Origin of the sequence: Mycobacterium sp. MAA66, from assembly GCF_041261665.1 — a bacterium.
GTDB lineage: Bacteria > Actinomycetota > Actinomycetes > Mycobacteriales > Mycobacteriaceae > Mycobacterium.
On sequence record NZ_JBGCCC010000002.1, the window covers coordinates 681704 to 697589 of the forward strand.

Here is a 15886-nt window from a genome sequence, read left to right on the forward strand (position 1 = left end):
CCGGCCTTCGCCGAGATGGCAACTTTTGGCACGATCTCGTCGGATTGTCCGCGAAAGTTGCCATCTCGACGCCGTCCTAGGTACTCAACACCGCCGAACCGCCCTTGCTGATCGTCACGAAGGACACCGTCGTGGTGTAGCCGGTGGAGTCGTTGCCGGTCACCGTGGTGACCAACATCTGTCCGTTGTCGGCGCCGAACACGGTGCTTTCGCCGTTACCGACGATGGTCAGCGGACTGCCGATCACCGCACCCGAAATCGGGTCCACCACAGTGATTCTGGTGCTGTATCCGTGGGCATCATCCCCGGAGACCCCGGTCATGGCCAGCCGGCTGCCGTCGTTGTAGAACGTGCCCCAGGTCCAACCGTCCGCGGGATACGCCGTGGCAGCACCCATTTGAGTACCGGTGTAGGCATCGAACAGCGTGAGCACGCTGCGGGCCTTCGACGTACCCCAACCGGAGTCGGTCTCGACCAACACGCGGTTGCCGTCGTCGCTGAACTGCGTCCAGGCCGGCCAGTCCCCGGTATAGGTGCGCGCCGAACCGAGCTGGGCCCCGGTCAGCGTGTTGATCATCGCGACCCGGCTGGTGAAGCCATTGTCATAGTCACCGGCGAAGGTCGTGATCAAGACCCGGGTGTCCGAAGTACCCAGTTGCACAACGGGATACCAGTTACCATCGGCGGTGTCCACGCCGCCGGCGACGTTGACCGTCTTGCCGGTCTGCGCGCCGGTGACCAGGCTCAGCACGGCGACGTGGGTGGTGTAGCCCTTGGCGTCGCTGCCGGTGAACGCGGTGACGATCGCGGTCTTGCCGTCGGCGGTGAACACCGGCAGCATGTCGACGCTGCCGACCTGAACTGTGCCCGTCACGCTGAACACCTTGCCGACCTGCTTACCGGTCGCGGTGTCCACCACGGCGATGCGCGTGACACCATTCGAGACGGTGGTGATCACGGCCCTGCTGCCGCCGGCGTTGAGCTGGACGTTGACCGGGATCGAGCCATCGAAGATCGGCTCCCCGGTGATCCGGACGATGTCGCCCACTTGCTTACCGGTGCTGGTGTCGATGACGACCGTGCCGGCATTGCTGATGTAGTTGGCACCGTTGACCGACACCAAGGAGTAGACACCGACGACCACGTGAGTCTGATCGCCGACGAATTGCGGTGGCAGGTACGTCGTGAGCCCGCTCAGCTGAACGCCGGTTCCCACCTGAAGACCGGTCAGGGTGTTGTACGTGGAGATCAGGCCGATGTATGAGCCGGTCGCGCTGGTCGTGCCGGTGTTGACCACCAGCCGGGAGCCGTCCGCACTCAACCGGGCCGAGCCGATGCCGTCCTGGCCATAGGTGCTCGTGGTTCCGGTGGCCAGGTCATAGACCGTCACGACGGTGTTGTTCGCAGTGACCGTGTTGGTGGCACTGTCGACGACGAAATTGGCGACCGCGAGCACCGCACGGCTGCCGTCGGCGCTGAGCTGCACCCCGCCATAGGACTGGCCGGCGAAGACGCCGGTGCTGCCCAGTTGCATACCGGTGCCGGTGTCGATGACGCTCAGCGCCGTCGACAGGTTGGCGTTGGCGCTCTTCGTCTCAACTGTGACGACCGCGCGAGTGCCCTGCGCGTTCAGCTGCACCTTGACCGATGAGTCGTCGGAGTCACCGGTGAACGTGGACGTGGTACCCACCTGCAGTCCGGTCTGCAGATCGACCACCGCCAGCCGTGCGGTGTTGTTGTTGGAGGCGTCGGTGCTGTGGGCGACGACAACCACGCGGTCACCCTGGGCACTGAAAGGCAAAGCGGTGCTGATGGTTCCGGACAGCGAGACTGTGGATCCGAGCTGGATGCCACTGACTGCGTTGATGACCGCGACATTTGTGGTGACATTGCCGGAGGCGTCTTTGCCGTCGGTGTAGACAACGGCGCGAGTGCCATCGGCGGAGAACTCCACCTTCCACGGGGTGCCGGCCACGGCGATCGCGGTGCCGATCTTGCCGGCCGTCCGCGGGTCGACCACGGTGTAGCTCGGGCTGGTGCCGCCCGCCCCGGTGGTCGTGGTGATGATGGCGCGGGTTCCGTCCCGGTTGAACACCGCGCTGTAGCTGGTTCCGGCGATCTCGAGTGACCCGGTGTTCGTCACGCTGCCTTGTGTTTGCGCCGTCAGCGGTGCGATCCCGACGGTGACCGTCTTGGTGGTGGTTCCACCGTGCCCATCGGCGACGCTGACGGTGATGGTGTCGGTCTTGGTCGAGCCGGCAGCGCCCTGGGCCCCTGCGGCGTAGCGCAGCGCATCGGACGCGGTGTAGGTGAACTTGCCGGTCGCATCGATCGAGACGGTGCCGCCCTTGGCCGACGTGGCGACGACGGAATAGGTTGCGGTGTCTTTGTCGACGTCGGTGACCTTGATGGTTCCGGTGACCGATCCCGTTGTGGTGTCGGCCTTTCCGGCGGTCGTGCTCATCGACGGTGCGGTGTTCTTCCCGACGATGGTGACCGGCACGGTCTGTACCAGGCTGGCGCCATGACCATCGCTGACGGTGATCGAAACGGTGTCGGTCGTGTCGGCTGCGGTGGCGCCGTCGGCGGAGGCGGCGTGGCGGGCCGCCGCGGTCGGGGTGTAGGTGAATGTCCCGTTGCTGCTGACGGTCACCTTGCCGTTGGCTGCCGAACCGGTGTACTTCAGCGAATCCTTGTCCGCGTCGGCGACGGTGATCTTGCCGGTCACCACACCAGTTGAACCGTTCGTCTTGGTCACTGTCGGGCCCGTGCTCACCGTCGGCGCCGCATTGGCGGGCGCGATCGTCACCGCCACCGTCTGGCTGGCCGAACCACCGTGTCCATCAACGACTTTCACCGTGAAGGTGTCCGACGTGGCCGAAACCGGCGCATTGGGCACCGACGCCGCGTGCATCGCCGCCGCGGTGGGCTTGTAGCTGAAACTGCCATCCTGAAGGACCGTGACCGTGCCCTTCTTCGGCTTGGCGGTCGTGGAGATCGACACCGCATCACCGTCGACATCGGTCACATTCAGGTTGCCGGTCACCACACCGGTCACCGGATCCGGCGTGCCCACCGTCGGCGCGACCGTGGGTGCCTTGTTGTCCGGGGCCACCGCCACCGTCACGGCCTTGCTCGCCGAACCACCATTGTCGTCAGTCACCGTCACCGTGAACGAATCCGACTTCACCGACGAGGACGCACCGCTGGCCGATGCCGCATGCCGCGCGGCTGGCGTCGGGGTGTAGCTGAACACCCCGGTGGCCGAGTCGATCGACACCGCGCCCCTGACCGCTCCGGTCGCGGTGTACGTCAGCGAATCCTTATCGGCGTCAGTGGCTTTCACCGAACCCGACACCACACCGGTGGATGTGTTCGGCTTACCCACCCCGACCGAACTGATCACCGGATTGCGATTCGGCGTAGCCGCTGCCGGCACAGCCGCCGTCGCAGTCGGCGTGGGCAATGCTTCCGCCCCCGCACCGGAGGCGCCGATCACCTCGGCAGTCTTGCCGAGTTCACGTCGGGCGGCGGCCGCCATCACCCACATCGCCGGGGCGGCGGCGGGCGTGCCATCCGGGCCGGTACCCAACAACGCTTTCGAGATCTGCGACAGGACCGAGGGCGCGGACACGGGCGTGACTGCCGCGACCTGCGTGGCAGTGACCTGCGCAACCGCAGCCACCGCCGACGGCGCGACGGGAGTCACTGCCACGGGGCGAGCCGTCGCAACAGGCGCGCTCGGCCGCGCTGCCGGCGCTGCCGTGGCCGCGGCCGCAGTCGGGGCCGACGACGGCGCCTTCGGGGCCGGGTCGTCCTTGACCTTGGCCTCGGGCTTCGGCTTGTTCTGCGGCGAGGTCGATTGGCGATTCCTGGGCTTGCCCGACGGCTTCTTCTTGTCGGGGGCTGCAGCCGCTGGGTTCGCGGCGGGGTCATCGGATGTCGAGCCGCCCGCCGACGAGCCGTCACCGGTGACGCTGTCCCCGGTACCCGGATCACTCGACGCATCCTTGCTGCGCGTCGAATGCGGACCCGGCCGCGGGTGCTGGCTCTTCTGCGCTTTCGTGCCCTGTGACGATGCTCCGGACGACGAACCGGACGATGCACCTTCGTCGGCCCACGCCACCGCAGTGCCCAAGCTGACCGCGGCACCGACGCCCAGCGCCACCGCAAGACCACCCACCCGGCCGATATACCGCCCAGCACCCATACTTTGCCCCTGCCATCGTTGACGAACGCGTCAAAACTGTTGCCGCAAGGGGAACCCTAAAGTATTCACAGCTAATTCCCACTGATTTTCCATTGATTTACCGGGCTTTTCCCAGCTGATTTGCACGGGTCCGAATCCGACCGGTCAAGAGATCGACACCGACGGTCGGCAAAGACGACAGCCGCCACCCAACGGCAGTCCTGTGACAGACTCGGAAAGCGTGAGCACCTTCGAGCCGGCCCGCATCGAACCCGGCGGCTTCCGCGAACTCGGCCCGCTCAACTGGGCGATCGCCAAGATCGGCGCGAAGGCCATCCGAGCGCCCCGGTTCACCCTGTTCAACGTGCTCGGGCAGCATCATCTGCTGTTCCTGACATTCCTGCCCTACTCGGGCGTGCTGCTCGGCCGCGGCAAGCTGTCCCGTCAGGAAGCCGAGTTGGTGATCCTGCGCGTCGGACATCTGCGCAACTGCGAGTACGAGCTGCAGCAACATCGCCGGCTGGCCCGCAGCCGCGGCGTGGACTTCGAGACCCAAGCACGGATCTTCGAGGGTCCGGATGCCGCTGGTCTGACCGACCGGCAGCGGGTATTGATCACCGCCACAGACGAATTCGTCGTGACCCGGTCGATCTCGGACCAGACCTGGAAGTCCCTGGCGGCGTACCTGGACCGCAAGCAGCTCATCGAATTCTGCATGCTCGCAGGGCAATACGACGCGCTGGCAGCCACCATGGCGACGCTGCGCATTCCGCTCGATTTCCCGGACTGAGCGCGGTGCACAGCTAGAGGTACGTCACCCCGAGCACGCACGCCGTCATCAGCACCGGCAGGACCGGCAGGCACCACAGGAATGCCGACTTCACAAAAGCCTTGCGCCGCTGAAATTTTCGCGCATAGAACACTGCCACAGCGCCGCCGACAGCCACCACACCCGATACCACCAGCACCCAGGTGCTGACTTCGTCCATGTCCATCGCGAGCGAGATGGCGATCAGCCACGCGATGTGGCCGACCACCAGACCGCCGATCGCGGCAACAACGGTGTTGCGCAAGGTCAGAAGTTGATCATGTGGCCGGCCAGGCCGTGGAAGCATTCCTGCAGCGCCTCCGACAGAGTCGGATGGGTGTGCACGTTGCGGGCCAGCTCGTTGACAGTCAGGTCCCACTTCTGTGCCAGGGTCAGCTCGGGCAGCAGCTCGGAGACGTCCGGGCCGATCAGGTGTCCGCCGAGCAGTTCGCCGTACTTGGCGTCGGCGATCAGCTTCACGAAACCGGTCGGGTCGGCCAGGCCGTGCGCCTTGCCGTTGGCGGTGAACGGGAACTTGGCGACCTTGACGTCGTAGCCCTCGGCGCGGGCCTGCTCCTCGGTCAGCCCGAAGCTGGCCACCTGCGGCTGGCAGAAGGTAGCCCGCGGCATCATCCGGTAGTCCCCCAACGCCAGGGTCTCGGCGCCGGCAATGGTCTCGGCGGCCACCACGCCCTGCGCCTCGGCCACGTGAGCCAGCTGCAGCTTGGCGGTGACGTCACCGATCGAGTAGATGTGCGGCACGTTGGTGCGCATGTAGTCGTCGATCGCGATGGCGCCGCGCTCGGTCAGCGCCACCCCGGTGCTCTCCAGCCCGTAGCCCTCGACGTTGGGACCAAAACCGATGGCCTGCAACACCTTGTCGGCCTTGAGCTCTTCGGTGTTGCCGTCCTTGCTGACCACCACTCGGACGGAGCCATCAGCCCCTTCATCAACAATCGACTCCACCTTGGTGCCGGTGAGGATCTTCACGCCCAGCTTCTTGTACTGCTTCTCGATCTCCTTGGAGACCTCGGCGTCCTCGTTGGGCAGGGCCCGCGGCAGGAATTCGACGATGGTGACGTCCACGCCGTAGTTCTTCAGTACGTAGGCGAACTCCATGCCGATGGCGCCCGCGCCCGCGATGATGATCGAACCGGGCAGCTCACGGGTCATGATCTGCTTCTCGTACGTGACGACGTTCTCGCTCAGCGAGGTGCCGGGCACCAGCCGCACCGACGAACCGGTCGCGATGATCGCATTGGCGAACGTAAGTTCTTCTGTACCACCGGCATTGAGAGCCACACTCATCGAGGTCGGCCCGGTGAAGGTGCCGTAGCCCTCCACCTCGGTGATCTTGTTCTTCTTCATCAGGAAGTGCACGCCTGCGACGCGGCCCTCGGCGACCTTGCGGCTGCGGTCGAACGCCGCACCGAAGTCGAAGCTGGCCTCGCCGCTGATACCGAAGGTCTTGGCTTCCTTGCTGAAGATGTGCGCCAGCTCCGCATTGCGCAACAGTGCCTTCGACGGGATACACCCGACGTTCAAGCAGACGCCGCCCCAGTACTTCGGTTCGACGATGGCAGTGCTCAAACCCAACTGGGCTGCACGAATGGCGGCGACATATCCGCCGGGACCGGCTCCGAGAACGACGACGTCATAGTGAGTCACGAATAACACCTTAATGGGCCACGCGGGGCGCACGAGGGCACATCAGCACCGACACAGAATCGGGTACCGAACCTATCCGCCGGCAGCGCTGCTCCGAACCCCTGTTGTCCGAGCACATGCGGCGGCACCCGCCGCTCGCGCCAAACGAATGTGAGCGTGTCCATGACGATCGAACCCAAAACCCTCGCGGCGGCGAGTTTCGCCGCCATCACCATCGCAGGTCTCACCGCCTGTTCGGGCGGTGAATCACAGTCCGGCCCGGTCGCCTCCACTACCTCGGTCATCGCGACCAGCTATGCGATGGCTCCGGCCGCCACCGGCCCGATAGGCCCAGGATGCGCCGATTACGCAGCGCAGTATCCCGCCGGTCCGGCATCAGTGACCGGGATGACCAGAGACCCTGTCGCGACCGCCGCCTCCAACAACCCGTTGCTCTCGACCCTGGCCTCGGCACTGTCGGGGAAACTCAACCCGCACGTGAACCTGGTCAACACCCTCAATGACGGCGAGTACACGGTGTTCGCCCCGACCAACGCCGCATTCGACAAGCTCCCGCCGGCGACCATCGACAAGCTCAAGACCGATTCGGCGCTGCTGACCAGCATCCTCACCTACCACGTCGTACTGGGCCAATCGAGCCCCGACCAGGTCGCGGGCGTCCATCAGACGCTGCAGGGCAGCAGCGTCGTGGTGTCCGGCCAGGGCGACGGCCTGAAGTTCGACGCGGCCGGGCTGGTCTGCGGCGGTGTCCACACCGCGAATGCGACCGTGTACATGATCGACACGGTACTGACGCCACCGAACATCCAATAGCGCTGGTGCGCACCATGATTCAATCATCGCCCGCCGGATGATCCGGTGGTTCCCGGTCGGCGACGGCTCCCGATCCGTCGGACTGACGCGCCGGCGGGCAGCCGATACGTTCGCCCGCGAATAGTCGCACCCATCCAAGCGGCTGTCGGCTCCGAATACGTGATTGGGGGAACGCCCCCGACAACTGCCGGTCGCCTTGTGGCTGGCCCACCGAAAGGCTGACAGCAACATGATGGAAAGCAAGATCTCAGGGCCTCTGACGCCACACTTCGAGGACGTTCAATCGCATTACGACCTCTCCGACGACTTCTTCCGACTGTTTCTGGACAAGACACAGACCTACAGTTGCGCGTACTTCCTGGGCGATGACATGACGCTGGAGGAAGCCCAACTCGCCAAGATCGATCTGTCCTTGGGCAAACTGGGGCTCAAGCCGGGGATGACGCTGCTCGACATCGGCTGCGGCTGGGGCGCCGTCATGAGACGCGCAGTGGAGCGCTACGACGTGAACGTCGTGGGCCTGACGCTGTCACGGAACCAGGCCGCGTACGCCCAGCGGACGCTGGACGCCATAGGCACCAGGCGGAGCAGGCGCATACTGCTGCAAGGCTGGGAACAGTTCGACGAACCCGTCGACCGGATCGTATCCATCGGCGCATTCGAGCACTTTGGGCACGACCGTTACCCCGCGTTCTTCAAGATGGCCTACAACGCACTGCCATCCGACGGCGTGATGCTGTTGCACACGATCTGTGGGTTCCATCCCAAGCACGCCCGCGAACTGGGCCTGACGCTGACCTTCGAGTTGGCCCGCTTCATCAAATTCATCGTCACCGAGATATTTCCCGGCGGGCGCTTGCCGTCGACCGAGATGGTTGTGGAGCACGCCGAGAACGCCTCCTTCGCGCTCAAGCGCAAGCAATCACTACAACCGCATTACGCCGAGACCCTCGACCTTTGGGCAGCTGCCCTGCAGACGCACCGGGACGACGCGATCGCCATCCAATCGGAGGAGGTCTACGAGCGGTACATGCGGTACCTCACCGGATGTGCGGACTTGTTCCGCCGCGGCCAAGTGGACGTCGTCCAGTTCACCTTGACCAAGTAAGGCCAGCGGCACATCTGGTGTGACACCACAGCAGAAAGGTTTTCCTACCTGATGTCCGAGAATCTCGACGACAAGCCGACATGTCGCAAGCGGGTCTGTTACCGGGTACGAGAACAGCCGGACACACCAACAGAATTCGCGTAGCGTTCAGCGCAATGAGCAGACCGCGGCCACCGCTGGCCGATCTTGACGATCTGTTACGCCGGATCACCGACCACGATCGGGATGCGTTCGCCACCTTCTACGACCGCACGCGCGCCCGGGTGTTCGGTCTGATCGTCAGTGTGCTGCGCGATCCCGGTTACAGCGAGGAGACCACCCAGGAGGTCTACCTCCAGATCTGGCGAAGCGCTGGGAGTTTCGATCCGGCCGCGGGATCTGCCCTGGCCTGGCTCCTCACACTCGCGCACCGTCGTGCGGTGGACCGGGTGCGGACAGAACAATCCGCCAGGCAGCGCAACACGCTGTACCGGGTGAGGACCGTCGACCTACCCGCCGACACCGTCGCAGAGTCGGCGGTCCTCTCCGACGAACGCCGCCAGGTAGTGGCATGCCTCGACTCGCTCACCGATATCCAGCGCCAGTGCATCGAGCTCGCCTACTACAACGGCCTCACTTACACGCAGGTGTCCGAACGGTTGACCGCCAACCTGAGCACCATCAAGGCACGCATGCGCGATGCGCTGCGTAACCTACGCAACTGCCTGGGTGCGTCATGACCGAACCAATGGACGATGAGTTGCTCGCGCTGGCCGTGCCGTATGCGCTACACGCCGTGAACGATCGCGAGCGGGTCGACATCGAACAACGCGTCGCCGCCGCCGTGCCCTCGGTGGCGGCGGCCTTCCGCGAAGAGGTTCGGGCCGCACGGGAAACCATGGCCGTGGCATCGACCGCGACCGCGCTCGAGCCGCCACCCGAACTACGCGACCGGCTGTTGGCAGCTATCGAGCCGCCCTCGCCTAAGTGGAACCGTTGGCGCACAACAGTTTTAGCAGTAGCTGCGGCGGCAGTGGTGGCAGCCGTTGCCTTCGGCGCAGGCCTGTCGCTGCGGCCAGAACAGCCGAAGTCGGTCGCCGAACAGGTGATCACCGCGTCCGATGTGCAGACCACCAGCAGCCGGGTCACCACCGGCGGCACCGCCACGGTCGTCTACTCACGTGCCAAGAACACCGCAGTCCTGCTGTTGAGCGACGTCAGCCCGCCGACCCCCGGCACCGTCTATCAGATGTGGTTCCTCGGCGGTGCCAAACCGATATCGGCGGGCACACTCAACGCGGCCGGGTTCGGGCCGACGACCACAGACATCGTTCCCGATCTGGGCCATGCCAACGCGCTGGCCTTCACCGTTGAACCCGGCACGGGCTCCGAACAGCCCACTGGACCCATTTTCGCCCAGCTACCGTTGCGCTGAACCGTCCGGTCGCGCCGCAACGGGACACGCCTCTTCGGCGTGGTCGACGATCAAGGTGCCGTCGTAGGCGGGCCGGGTGCCTTCGGCATACTGCGCCCCGGTGATGGGCGGCCGCGCGGTGAGTTCGGCATTCTCCGCAGCGGTGAACACCCGGCCCCGGGACAGGAAACGTTTGCCCTCCGGGGCCTCCAGGCTGAACCCGCCACCGCGACCAGGCACCACGTCGATGATCAGCTGAGTGTGCTGCCAGGCTTCGAACTGGGAGCCGGAAATCCACACCGGCACACCGTCGGTGCCGACATCTAGCACCCCTAGCAGCACGTCCCGGTCACCGACGATGAAATCGCCGTCGGGATAGCACATCGGCGACGACCCATCGCAGCAGCCGCCGGACTGGTGAAACATCAACGCGCCGTGCCGGTTCTGCAAGCTGCGCAACAGGTCGGCGGCCTCGGCAGTGATCAGGGCCCGAGCTGGCATACGGCCACCCTACGCCGCAGGTAAGAATGTTCAGATGGCTTCCGAATCCCCCGCCCCGGCCACTGACCCCTATCTCTGGCTCGAAAACGTCACCGGCGACGACGCGCTGAACTGGGTGCGCGCACACAACGAGCCGACGCTCGCGGAACTGCGTGGTGACGGGTTCGACGAACTCAAGGCGCAAGCACTGGAGGTCATGGACACCGACGCGCGCATCGCGTACGTACGGCGGCGCGGCGAGTACCTCTACAACTTCTGGCGCGATGCAGACAACCCGCGCGGCCTGTGGCGGCGCACCACCCTGGAGCACTACCGCACCGAATCACCCGAATGGGACGTGCTGATCGACCTCGATAAACTGGCCGCCGACGAGGACGAGAACTGGGTCTGGGCCGGGGCCGAGGTCATCGAGCCGGATCTGACGCTGGCGCTGGTCAGCTTGTCCCGCGGCGGCGCCGATGCCACGGTGGTGCGCGAATTCGACATGATCACACGGCAATTCGTCCCCGACGGATTCAACCTGCCGGAAGCCAAGTCCAGCGTGGGCTGGGAGGGCCCGGACATCGTGCTGGTGGGCACCGATTTCGGCCCGGGGTCGATGACCGATTCCGGCTATCCGCGAATCGCCAAGCGGTGGCGCCGCGGACAGCCGCTGGCCGACGCCGTGACGATCTACGAGGGCCAACCCGGCGACGTCAGCATCGGCGCCGGATTCGACCCCACCCCGGGGTTCGAGCGGTTGCTGCTGTCGCGGTCCACCGACTTCTTCAACCGGGAACGCTACGAATTGCGTGGCGAGGACCTGATCCGAATCGACGTGCCCACCGATGCCGGCATCTCGATCCATCGCGAATGGTTGTTGATCCGCCCGCGTACCGAATGGACCGTCGGCACGCTGACCTACGCGCCGGGCACGCTACTGGCCATCGGCTATGAGGACTACCTCAGCGGAAACCGCGACCTCACTGTGGTTTTCGAGCCCGACGAACACACCAGCCTGGAGAGCTACGTGTGGACCCGCGACCGGCTGATCCTCACGACGCTGGTTGACGTGGCAAGCCGCATCGATATCGTCACACCGGGCAGCTGGGTACGCCAGCCCGTCGCAGGCCTGCCACCCAACACCAACACGGTGGTGGTCGACGTCGACCAGTACGGCGATGAGATATTCCTGGACTCAAGCGGTTTCGACTCGCCGTCACGTCTGTTGTGGGGTCATGCCGGCGGTGAGCTGACGCAGATCAAGAGCGCCCCGGCGTTCTTCGACGCCTCCGACATCGAGGTGAAGCAGTATTTCGCCACGTCTGACGACGGCACCAGGATCCCGTATTTTGTTGTGGGCCAACGAGGTGCAACAGGTCCACGCAAGACACTGCTGGGTGGCTACGGGGGCTTCGAGTCGTCGAACGTACCCGGTTACAGCGGCGTGCTGGGCCGGCTGTGGCTGACCCGGGGCGGCACCTATGTGCTGGCCAACATCCGCGGCGGCGGTGAATACGGTCCGAGCTGGCACACCCAGGCGATGCGTGAGGGTCGGCACCTGGTCTATGAGGATTTTGCTGCAGTGGCAACCGATCTGGTGACCCGCGGTATCACCACGGTGCCGCAGTTGGGCGCCGAGGGCGGCAGCAACGGCGGATTGCTGATGGGTGTCATGCTGACGTCATATCCGGAGCTGTTCGGCGCGCTGGTGTGCAGCGTCCCGCTGCTCGACATGAAGCGCTACCACCTGCTGTTGGCCGGCGCCTCCTGGATGGCCGAATACGGCGACCCCGACAACCCGGACGATTGGGAGTTCATCGCCAAATACTCGCCATATCAAAATATCTCGACTGGCCGTCGATACCCACCACTACTGATGACGACCTCGACCCGGGACGACCGAGTACATCCCGGCCACGCCCGAAAGATGACGGCGGCACTGGAAGCCGCGGGCCATGAGGTGCGCTATTACGAGAACATCGAGGGTGGGCACGGCGGAGCTGCGGACAACTCACAGGCGGCGTTCAAGGCCGCTCTGGTCTACGAATTCTTGCACCGCACACTGGGTTAGACCTTGCGGGGTTCAGTCCTGCGCTTGCGCAACAACCCACCCAACAGCGCCAGCAACACGCCCACAGCCACCAGACCCGCACCGGCGAGCAGCGTGATGTTCAGCCAGTGGTGCATGTCGGAGATGGCATAGTCCGTCATGACATCGGCGACCTGGCGCATGTTGCCACTGGTTCGGTTCAGCGCATCGTTGACGCGCGGGCGACCCACCTCAATGCCGGCCCACCCGGACGCGCCGACCAGCAAGGCGGAAATTCCCAGGGCGGCAAGTGTTTTACCGCGCGAGCGGGCCAGACCCAAGGTGAGGAAGGCCAGGAAACCCGCCAGCACGCAGGCCCCGACGCTCGCCCACGGGCCCCACGTGGTCGCCACCCGGAACTGCCCGGGCCGTAACCCCGCCGAATCGGTAACCGGCACCTGGAGTTTCGATGGCACCTTGACACCGAACGCGGTCAGCGTCTCCTTCAACGAGCTGTCCGAGAGCATGGGCGACAGGTCGACCACCCAGTGGCCCGACGAATCCGTATGGGCTGCGGTGTCGGTGAACAACCAGTCGTGTGCCAGGCCGTTGACCGTCCCGAACTGACCGGGAAACACCGAGCTGCCGGTGTATGCGTTGGCCGCCGCGGACAGCACGTCGATACTCGTGCTGTACCCCGCTTTGGTGGCCAGCGTGTTGAGCTGGGTCGCCAGTTCGCCGGCCACAGCGCCCTGCAGGCTGGGCTCCTTGGCGGCTTTGGTCGCCAGTGTCGTGTATCCGGACCGACTCACGACGGTGTGCTGGGCCCACGTCACCGGCACCGCTATCGCGAGCGCGGCCGTCGTCACCAGCCATAACAACAGCGTTGCGACGAATCGCACGCGCCCTCCCGTCCGGGGGTTGGCGCGGTCAGTCCGACAGCGCCCGCCCCACGATCAATGGGTCGGCATGCCCGACCACGTCGTGATTCTTGTTCTCGTAGTCGAATTTACCCAGCACATGACGCATGGCATTGATCCGGGCACGCTTCTTGTCGTTGCTCTTCACCACGGTCCACGGCGCAATCTCGGTGTCCGTCCAGGCGAACATCTCTTCCTTGGCCGTGGTGTAGGCATCCCATTTGTCCAGCGATGCCAGATCGGTAGGCGAAAGCTTCCACTGGCGCACCGGATCGACCTGCCGGATGGTGAAGCGGGTGCGCTGCTCGGCCTGCGTCACCGAGAACCACAGCTTGGTCAGGCTGATCCCGTCGTTGGCCAGCATCTGCTCGAACAGCGGTGCCTGACGGATGAATTCGGCGTGCTGTTTGGGAGTGCAGTAACCCATTACCCGCTCGACACCGGCCCGGTTGTACCAGGACCGGTCGAACAGCAGGATCTCACCGGCGGCCGGCAGGTGGTTGACGTAGCGCTGGAAGTACCACTGGGTCTGCTCACGCTCGGTGGGCTTCTCCAAAGCGACCACCCTGGCCCCGCGCGGGTTCAGGTGTTCCATGAATCGCTTGATGGTGCCGCCCTTACCGGCGGCGTCGCGGCCCTCGAACACGATGACGTGCCGGTGACCGTTGGCCTGGCTCCACTTCTGCAGCTTCAGCAGCTCGATCTGCAGGAGCCGCTTCTGCTCCTCGTACTCTTGCCGGTTCATCCGCTCTTCGTACGGATAGCCCTCGCGCCAGGTGTCGACGACCTCACCGCTGGGCAGCAGCACCAGCTCGGGATCGTCATCGTCATCGTCGCGGACGGTATAGGTGTCGGCAGCGGAGGCGTCGAGAATCACCGGCTGACGGTATCGACCAGCGCAAACAATTTGGTGACGAGACGGTGAACAACCGGTGGCGTTTACTTCGCGGTGCGCCGCGGCCGGATCAGTGACACGTTGGTCAGCATCTTGTTGACCCGTGCCAGCGCTTTCATCGAATTGTTGTAGTAGTTCTGCCCAGCGCCGGCGCTGGTACGAGGCTCGACCACCGTCTCCTGACGACAGAACTTGCGCATCCCATCGGCCCCACCGAACCTCGCGCCGATGCCGGAGGTCTTCCACCCACCCATCGGCGCGGTGGTGCACATCAGGTTGGCCAGCACGTCGTTGATGTTGACCGCACCACAATCGAGCTGCAGAGCAACATCTTTCGCACGCTTGAGATCACCGGAGAAGACGGAGGCGGACAGCCCGTAGGGGCTGTCGTTGGCCAGCCGGACCGCCTCGCCGACGGTGGCAACCTTCATGATCGGCAGGGTCGGGCCGAAGGTCTCCTCGGTCATGCAGGCCATCGAATGGTCGACGTCGACCAGCACTGTCGGTGGGTAGAAGCTGCCCGGGCCGTCGGGGCGCTTGCCGCCGGTGAGCGCCCGCGCCCCGGCCGCCAGGGCCTCGTCGACGTGGCGCTCGGTGATCGCCAGCTGACTGTCGTCGATCAGGGCCCCGAAGTGCGTACCCTCGCCGGCCCCGACCTTGAGGTTCTGTACCGCCTTGACCACGGCGTCGACGAAACCGTCGTATGCCGGCTCCAGGACGTACACCCGCTCGACCGACACGCAGGTTTGGCCAGCGTTGAACATCCCACCCCAGACCGCGGCGTTGGCGGCCAGCTCGATGTCAGCGTCTTCCAGCACGATCATCGGATCCTTGCCGCCCAACTCCAGACTCACCGGGGTCAGTCGCGCGGCGGCGCGTTCCATGACCTTGCGGCCGGTCGCGGTCGAGCCGGTGAACTGGATGTAGTCCGAGTTGTCGATAACGGCTTCGGACACCTCACGGGCGCCTTGGGCCAGCGCGAGCACCTCGGGTGCACCGGAGTCGATCCAGCCACGCAGCAGCAATTCCGCGGTCAGCGGCGTGCGCTCGGATGGCTTGAGCAGCACCGCGCAGCCGGCGGCCAGGGCGCCGATGGCATCCATCAACGCGTTGGCGACCGGGTAGTTCCAGGGCGCGATGACGCCGACGACCGCGCGCGGCCGGTAGTGCACCGTGATCTTCTTGATCGACAGCATGGGCATCGGGGCCGGCCGGGTCTCCGGAGCCAATGCCTGCTCCATGGTCTTGACCACGTACGAGGTGATCAGAATCGCCAGGGGCACTTCAGCTTTGGCGTCGACCATCGACTTGCCGGTCTCGGCGATCAGCAGCTTCTCGATCTCGTCGCGATGATCACCGAGCCACACCGCGTAGCGGGCCAGCACCTTGGCCCGACCCTTGGCACCGCGGGCTTCCCATTCCTTCTGCGCGGCGCGCAGCCCGGCCGCAATGCGTGGCACGTCCATCGGGTCGGTCCAGCGCACGGTGCCGGCCACGGCTCCGGTTGCGGGGTTGATGATGGTGCCCGTCCCGGGCGACTCGACGTGCGACGTTGCGGTCATGAAGCCATGTTAACCACC

The 15886-nt window shown here is 65.2% G+C and carries 13 protein-coding genes; 6 read left to right on the plus strand and 7 right to left on the minus strand.

All coding sequences use genetic code 11. The annotated features are described in order from the left end of the window. Positions 1-76: 76 nt before the first annotated feature. Positions 77-4210 carry a VCBS domain-containing protein gene (locus ABIA30_RS09850; protein ID WP_370064580.1) on the minus strand — a complete coding sequence of 1378 codons (4134 nt, stop codon included), beginning with the start codon at positions 4208-4210 and terminating at the stop codon, positions 77-79. 220 nt (positions 4211-4430) lie between these two features. Here ABIA30_RS09850 and ABIA30_RS09855 point away from each other — a divergent pair, with 220 nt between their 5' ends. Then, positions 4431-4979, plus strand: coding sequence for a carboxymuconolactone decarboxylase family protein (locus tag ABIA30_RS09855; RefSeq protein WP_370064582.1), 549 nt, complete (start codon positions 4431-4433; stop codon positions 4977-4979). A gap of 13 nt (positions 4980-4992) precedes the next feature. Here the strand turns inward: ABIA30_RS09855 and ABIA30_RS09860 are convergent, their stop codons facing one another. Both ABIA30_RS09860 and lpdA read right to left on the minus strand, forming a co-directional pair. After that, a complete protein-coding gene (locus tag ABIA30_RS09860; RefSeq protein ID WP_370064584.1) occupies positions 4993-5262 on the minus strand; it encodes a hypothetical protein in 270 nt (89 codons plus the stop codon). Positions 5263-5264: 2 nt separating this feature from the next. Then, a complete protein-coding gene (gene lpdA, locus ABIA30_RS09865) occupies positions 5265-6665 on the minus strand; it encodes a dihydrolipoyl dehydrogenase (RefSeq protein WP_370064586.1) in 1401 nt (466 codons plus the stop codon). A gap of 162 nt (positions 6666-6827) precedes the next feature. On the opposite strand from lpdA, the gene ABIA30_RS09870 reads away from it, so the two are divergent. The 4 genes from ABIA30_RS09870 (at position 6828) to ABIA30_RS09885 (ending at position 10000) form a co-directional block, all read left to right on the plus strand. Continuing rightward, positions 6828-7478 (plus strand): fasciclin domain-containing protein, encoded by a 651-nt coding sequence (locus ABIA30_RS09870; protein WP_370064588.1) that lies wholly within the window; start codon positions 6828-6830, stop codon positions 7476-7478. A 229-nt stretch (positions 7479-7707) separates the two neighbouring features. Next, a complete protein-coding gene (locus ABIA30_RS09875) occupies positions 7708-8586 on the plus strand; it encodes a cyclopropane mycolic acid synthase family methyltransferase (protein WP_370064590.1) in 879 nt (292 codons plus the stop codon). Positions 8587-8741: 155 nt separating this feature from the next. After that, on the plus strand, positions 8742-9305 hold the full coding sequence (locus ABIA30_RS09880; RefSeq protein WP_370064592.1) for a sigma-70 family RNA polymerase sigma factor: 564 nt from the start codon (positions 8742-8744) through the stop codon (positions 9303-9305). Beyond that, positions 9302-10000 carry an anti-sigma factor domain-containing protein gene (locus tag ABIA30_RS09885; RefSeq protein WP_370064594.1) on the plus strand — a complete coding sequence of 233 codons (699 nt, stop codon included), beginning with the start codon at positions 9302-9304 and terminating at the stop codon, positions 9998-10000. The genes ABIA30_RS09880 and ABIA30_RS09885 overlap by 4 nt, the downstream gene beginning before the upstream one ends. On the opposite strand, the gene ABIA30_RS09890 is transcribed toward ABIA30_RS09885, so the two are convergent. Continuing rightward, positions 9986-10480 (minus strand): DUF779 domain-containing protein, encoded by a 495-nt coding sequence (locus tag ABIA30_RS09890; RefSeq protein WP_370064596.1) that lies wholly within the window; start codon positions 10478-10480, stop codon positions 9986-9988. The genes ABIA30_RS09885 and ABIA30_RS09890 overlap by 15 nt on opposite strands. A 34-nt stretch (positions 10481-10514) precedes the next feature. On the opposite strand from ABIA30_RS09890, the gene ABIA30_RS09895 reads away from it, so the two are divergent. Then, positions 10515-12533, plus strand: coding sequence for a prolyl oligopeptidase family protein (locus ABIA30_RS09895; protein ID WP_370064598.1), 2019 nt, complete (start codon positions 10515-10517; stop codon positions 12531-12533). Here ABIA30_RS09895 and ABIA30_RS09900 read toward each other — a convergent pair. The 3 genes from ABIA30_RS09900 to ABIA30_RS09910 form a co-directional block, all read right to left on the minus strand. Next, positions 12530-13393 carry a hypothetical protein gene (locus ABIA30_RS09900; protein WP_370064600.1) on the minus strand — a complete coding sequence of 288 codons (864 nt, stop codon included), beginning with the start codon at positions 13391-13393 and terminating at the stop codon, positions 12530-12532. The genes ABIA30_RS09895 and ABIA30_RS09900 overlap by 4 nt on opposite strands. A gap of 28 nt (positions 13394-13421) precedes the next feature. Further along, on the minus strand, positions 13422-14288 hold the full coding sequence (gene ppk2, locus ABIA30_RS09905; RefSeq protein WP_370064602.1) for a polyphosphate kinase 2: 867 nt from the start codon (positions 14286-14288) through the stop codon (positions 13422-13424). 62 nt (positions 14289-14350) lie between these two features. Next, positions 14351-15868: an aldehyde dehydrogenase family protein gene (locus tag ABIA30_RS09910; protein ID WP_370064604.1), complete on the minus strand. Its 1518-nt coding sequence runs from the start codon at positions 15866-15868 to the stop codon at positions 14351-14353. Positions 15869-15886 lie beyond the last annotated feature (18 nt).

Excerpts from the sequence above, each read along its gene's own strand:
- ABIA30_RS09850 (WP_370064580.1), bottom strand. The coding sequence starts at position 4,210 with ATGGGTGCTGGGCGGTATATCGGCCGGGTGGGTGGTCTTGCGGTGGCG.
- ABIA30_RS09870 (WP_370064588.1), top strand. The coding sequence starts at position 6,828 with ATGACGATCGAACCCAAAACCCTCGCGGCGGCGAGTTTCGCCGCCATC.
- ABIA30_RS09875 (WP_370064590.1), top strand. The coding sequence starts at position 7,708 with ATGATGGAAAGCAAGATCTCAGGGCCTCTGACGCCACACTTCGAGGAC.
- ABIA30_RS09880 (WP_370064592.1), top strand. The coding sequence starts at position 8,742 with ATGAGCAGACCGCGGCCACCGCTGGCCGATCTTGACGATCTGTTACGC.
- ABIA30_RS09885 (WP_370064594.1), top strand. The coding sequence starts at position 9,302 with ATGACCGAACCAATGGACGATGAGTTGCTCGCGCTGGCCGTGCCGTAT.
- ABIA30_RS09890 (WP_370064596.1), bottom strand. The coding sequence starts at position 10,480 with ATGCCAGCTCGGGCCCTGATCACTGCCGAGGCCGCCGACCTGTTGCGC.
- ABIA30_RS09895 (WP_370064598.1), top strand. The coding sequence starts at position 10,515 with ATGGCTTCCGAATCCCCCGCCCCGGCCACTGACCCCTATCTCTGGCTC.
- ABIA30_RS09910 (WP_370064604.1), bottom strand. The coding sequence starts at position 15,868 with ATGACCGCAACGTCGCACGTCGAGTCGCCCGGGACGGGCACCATCATC.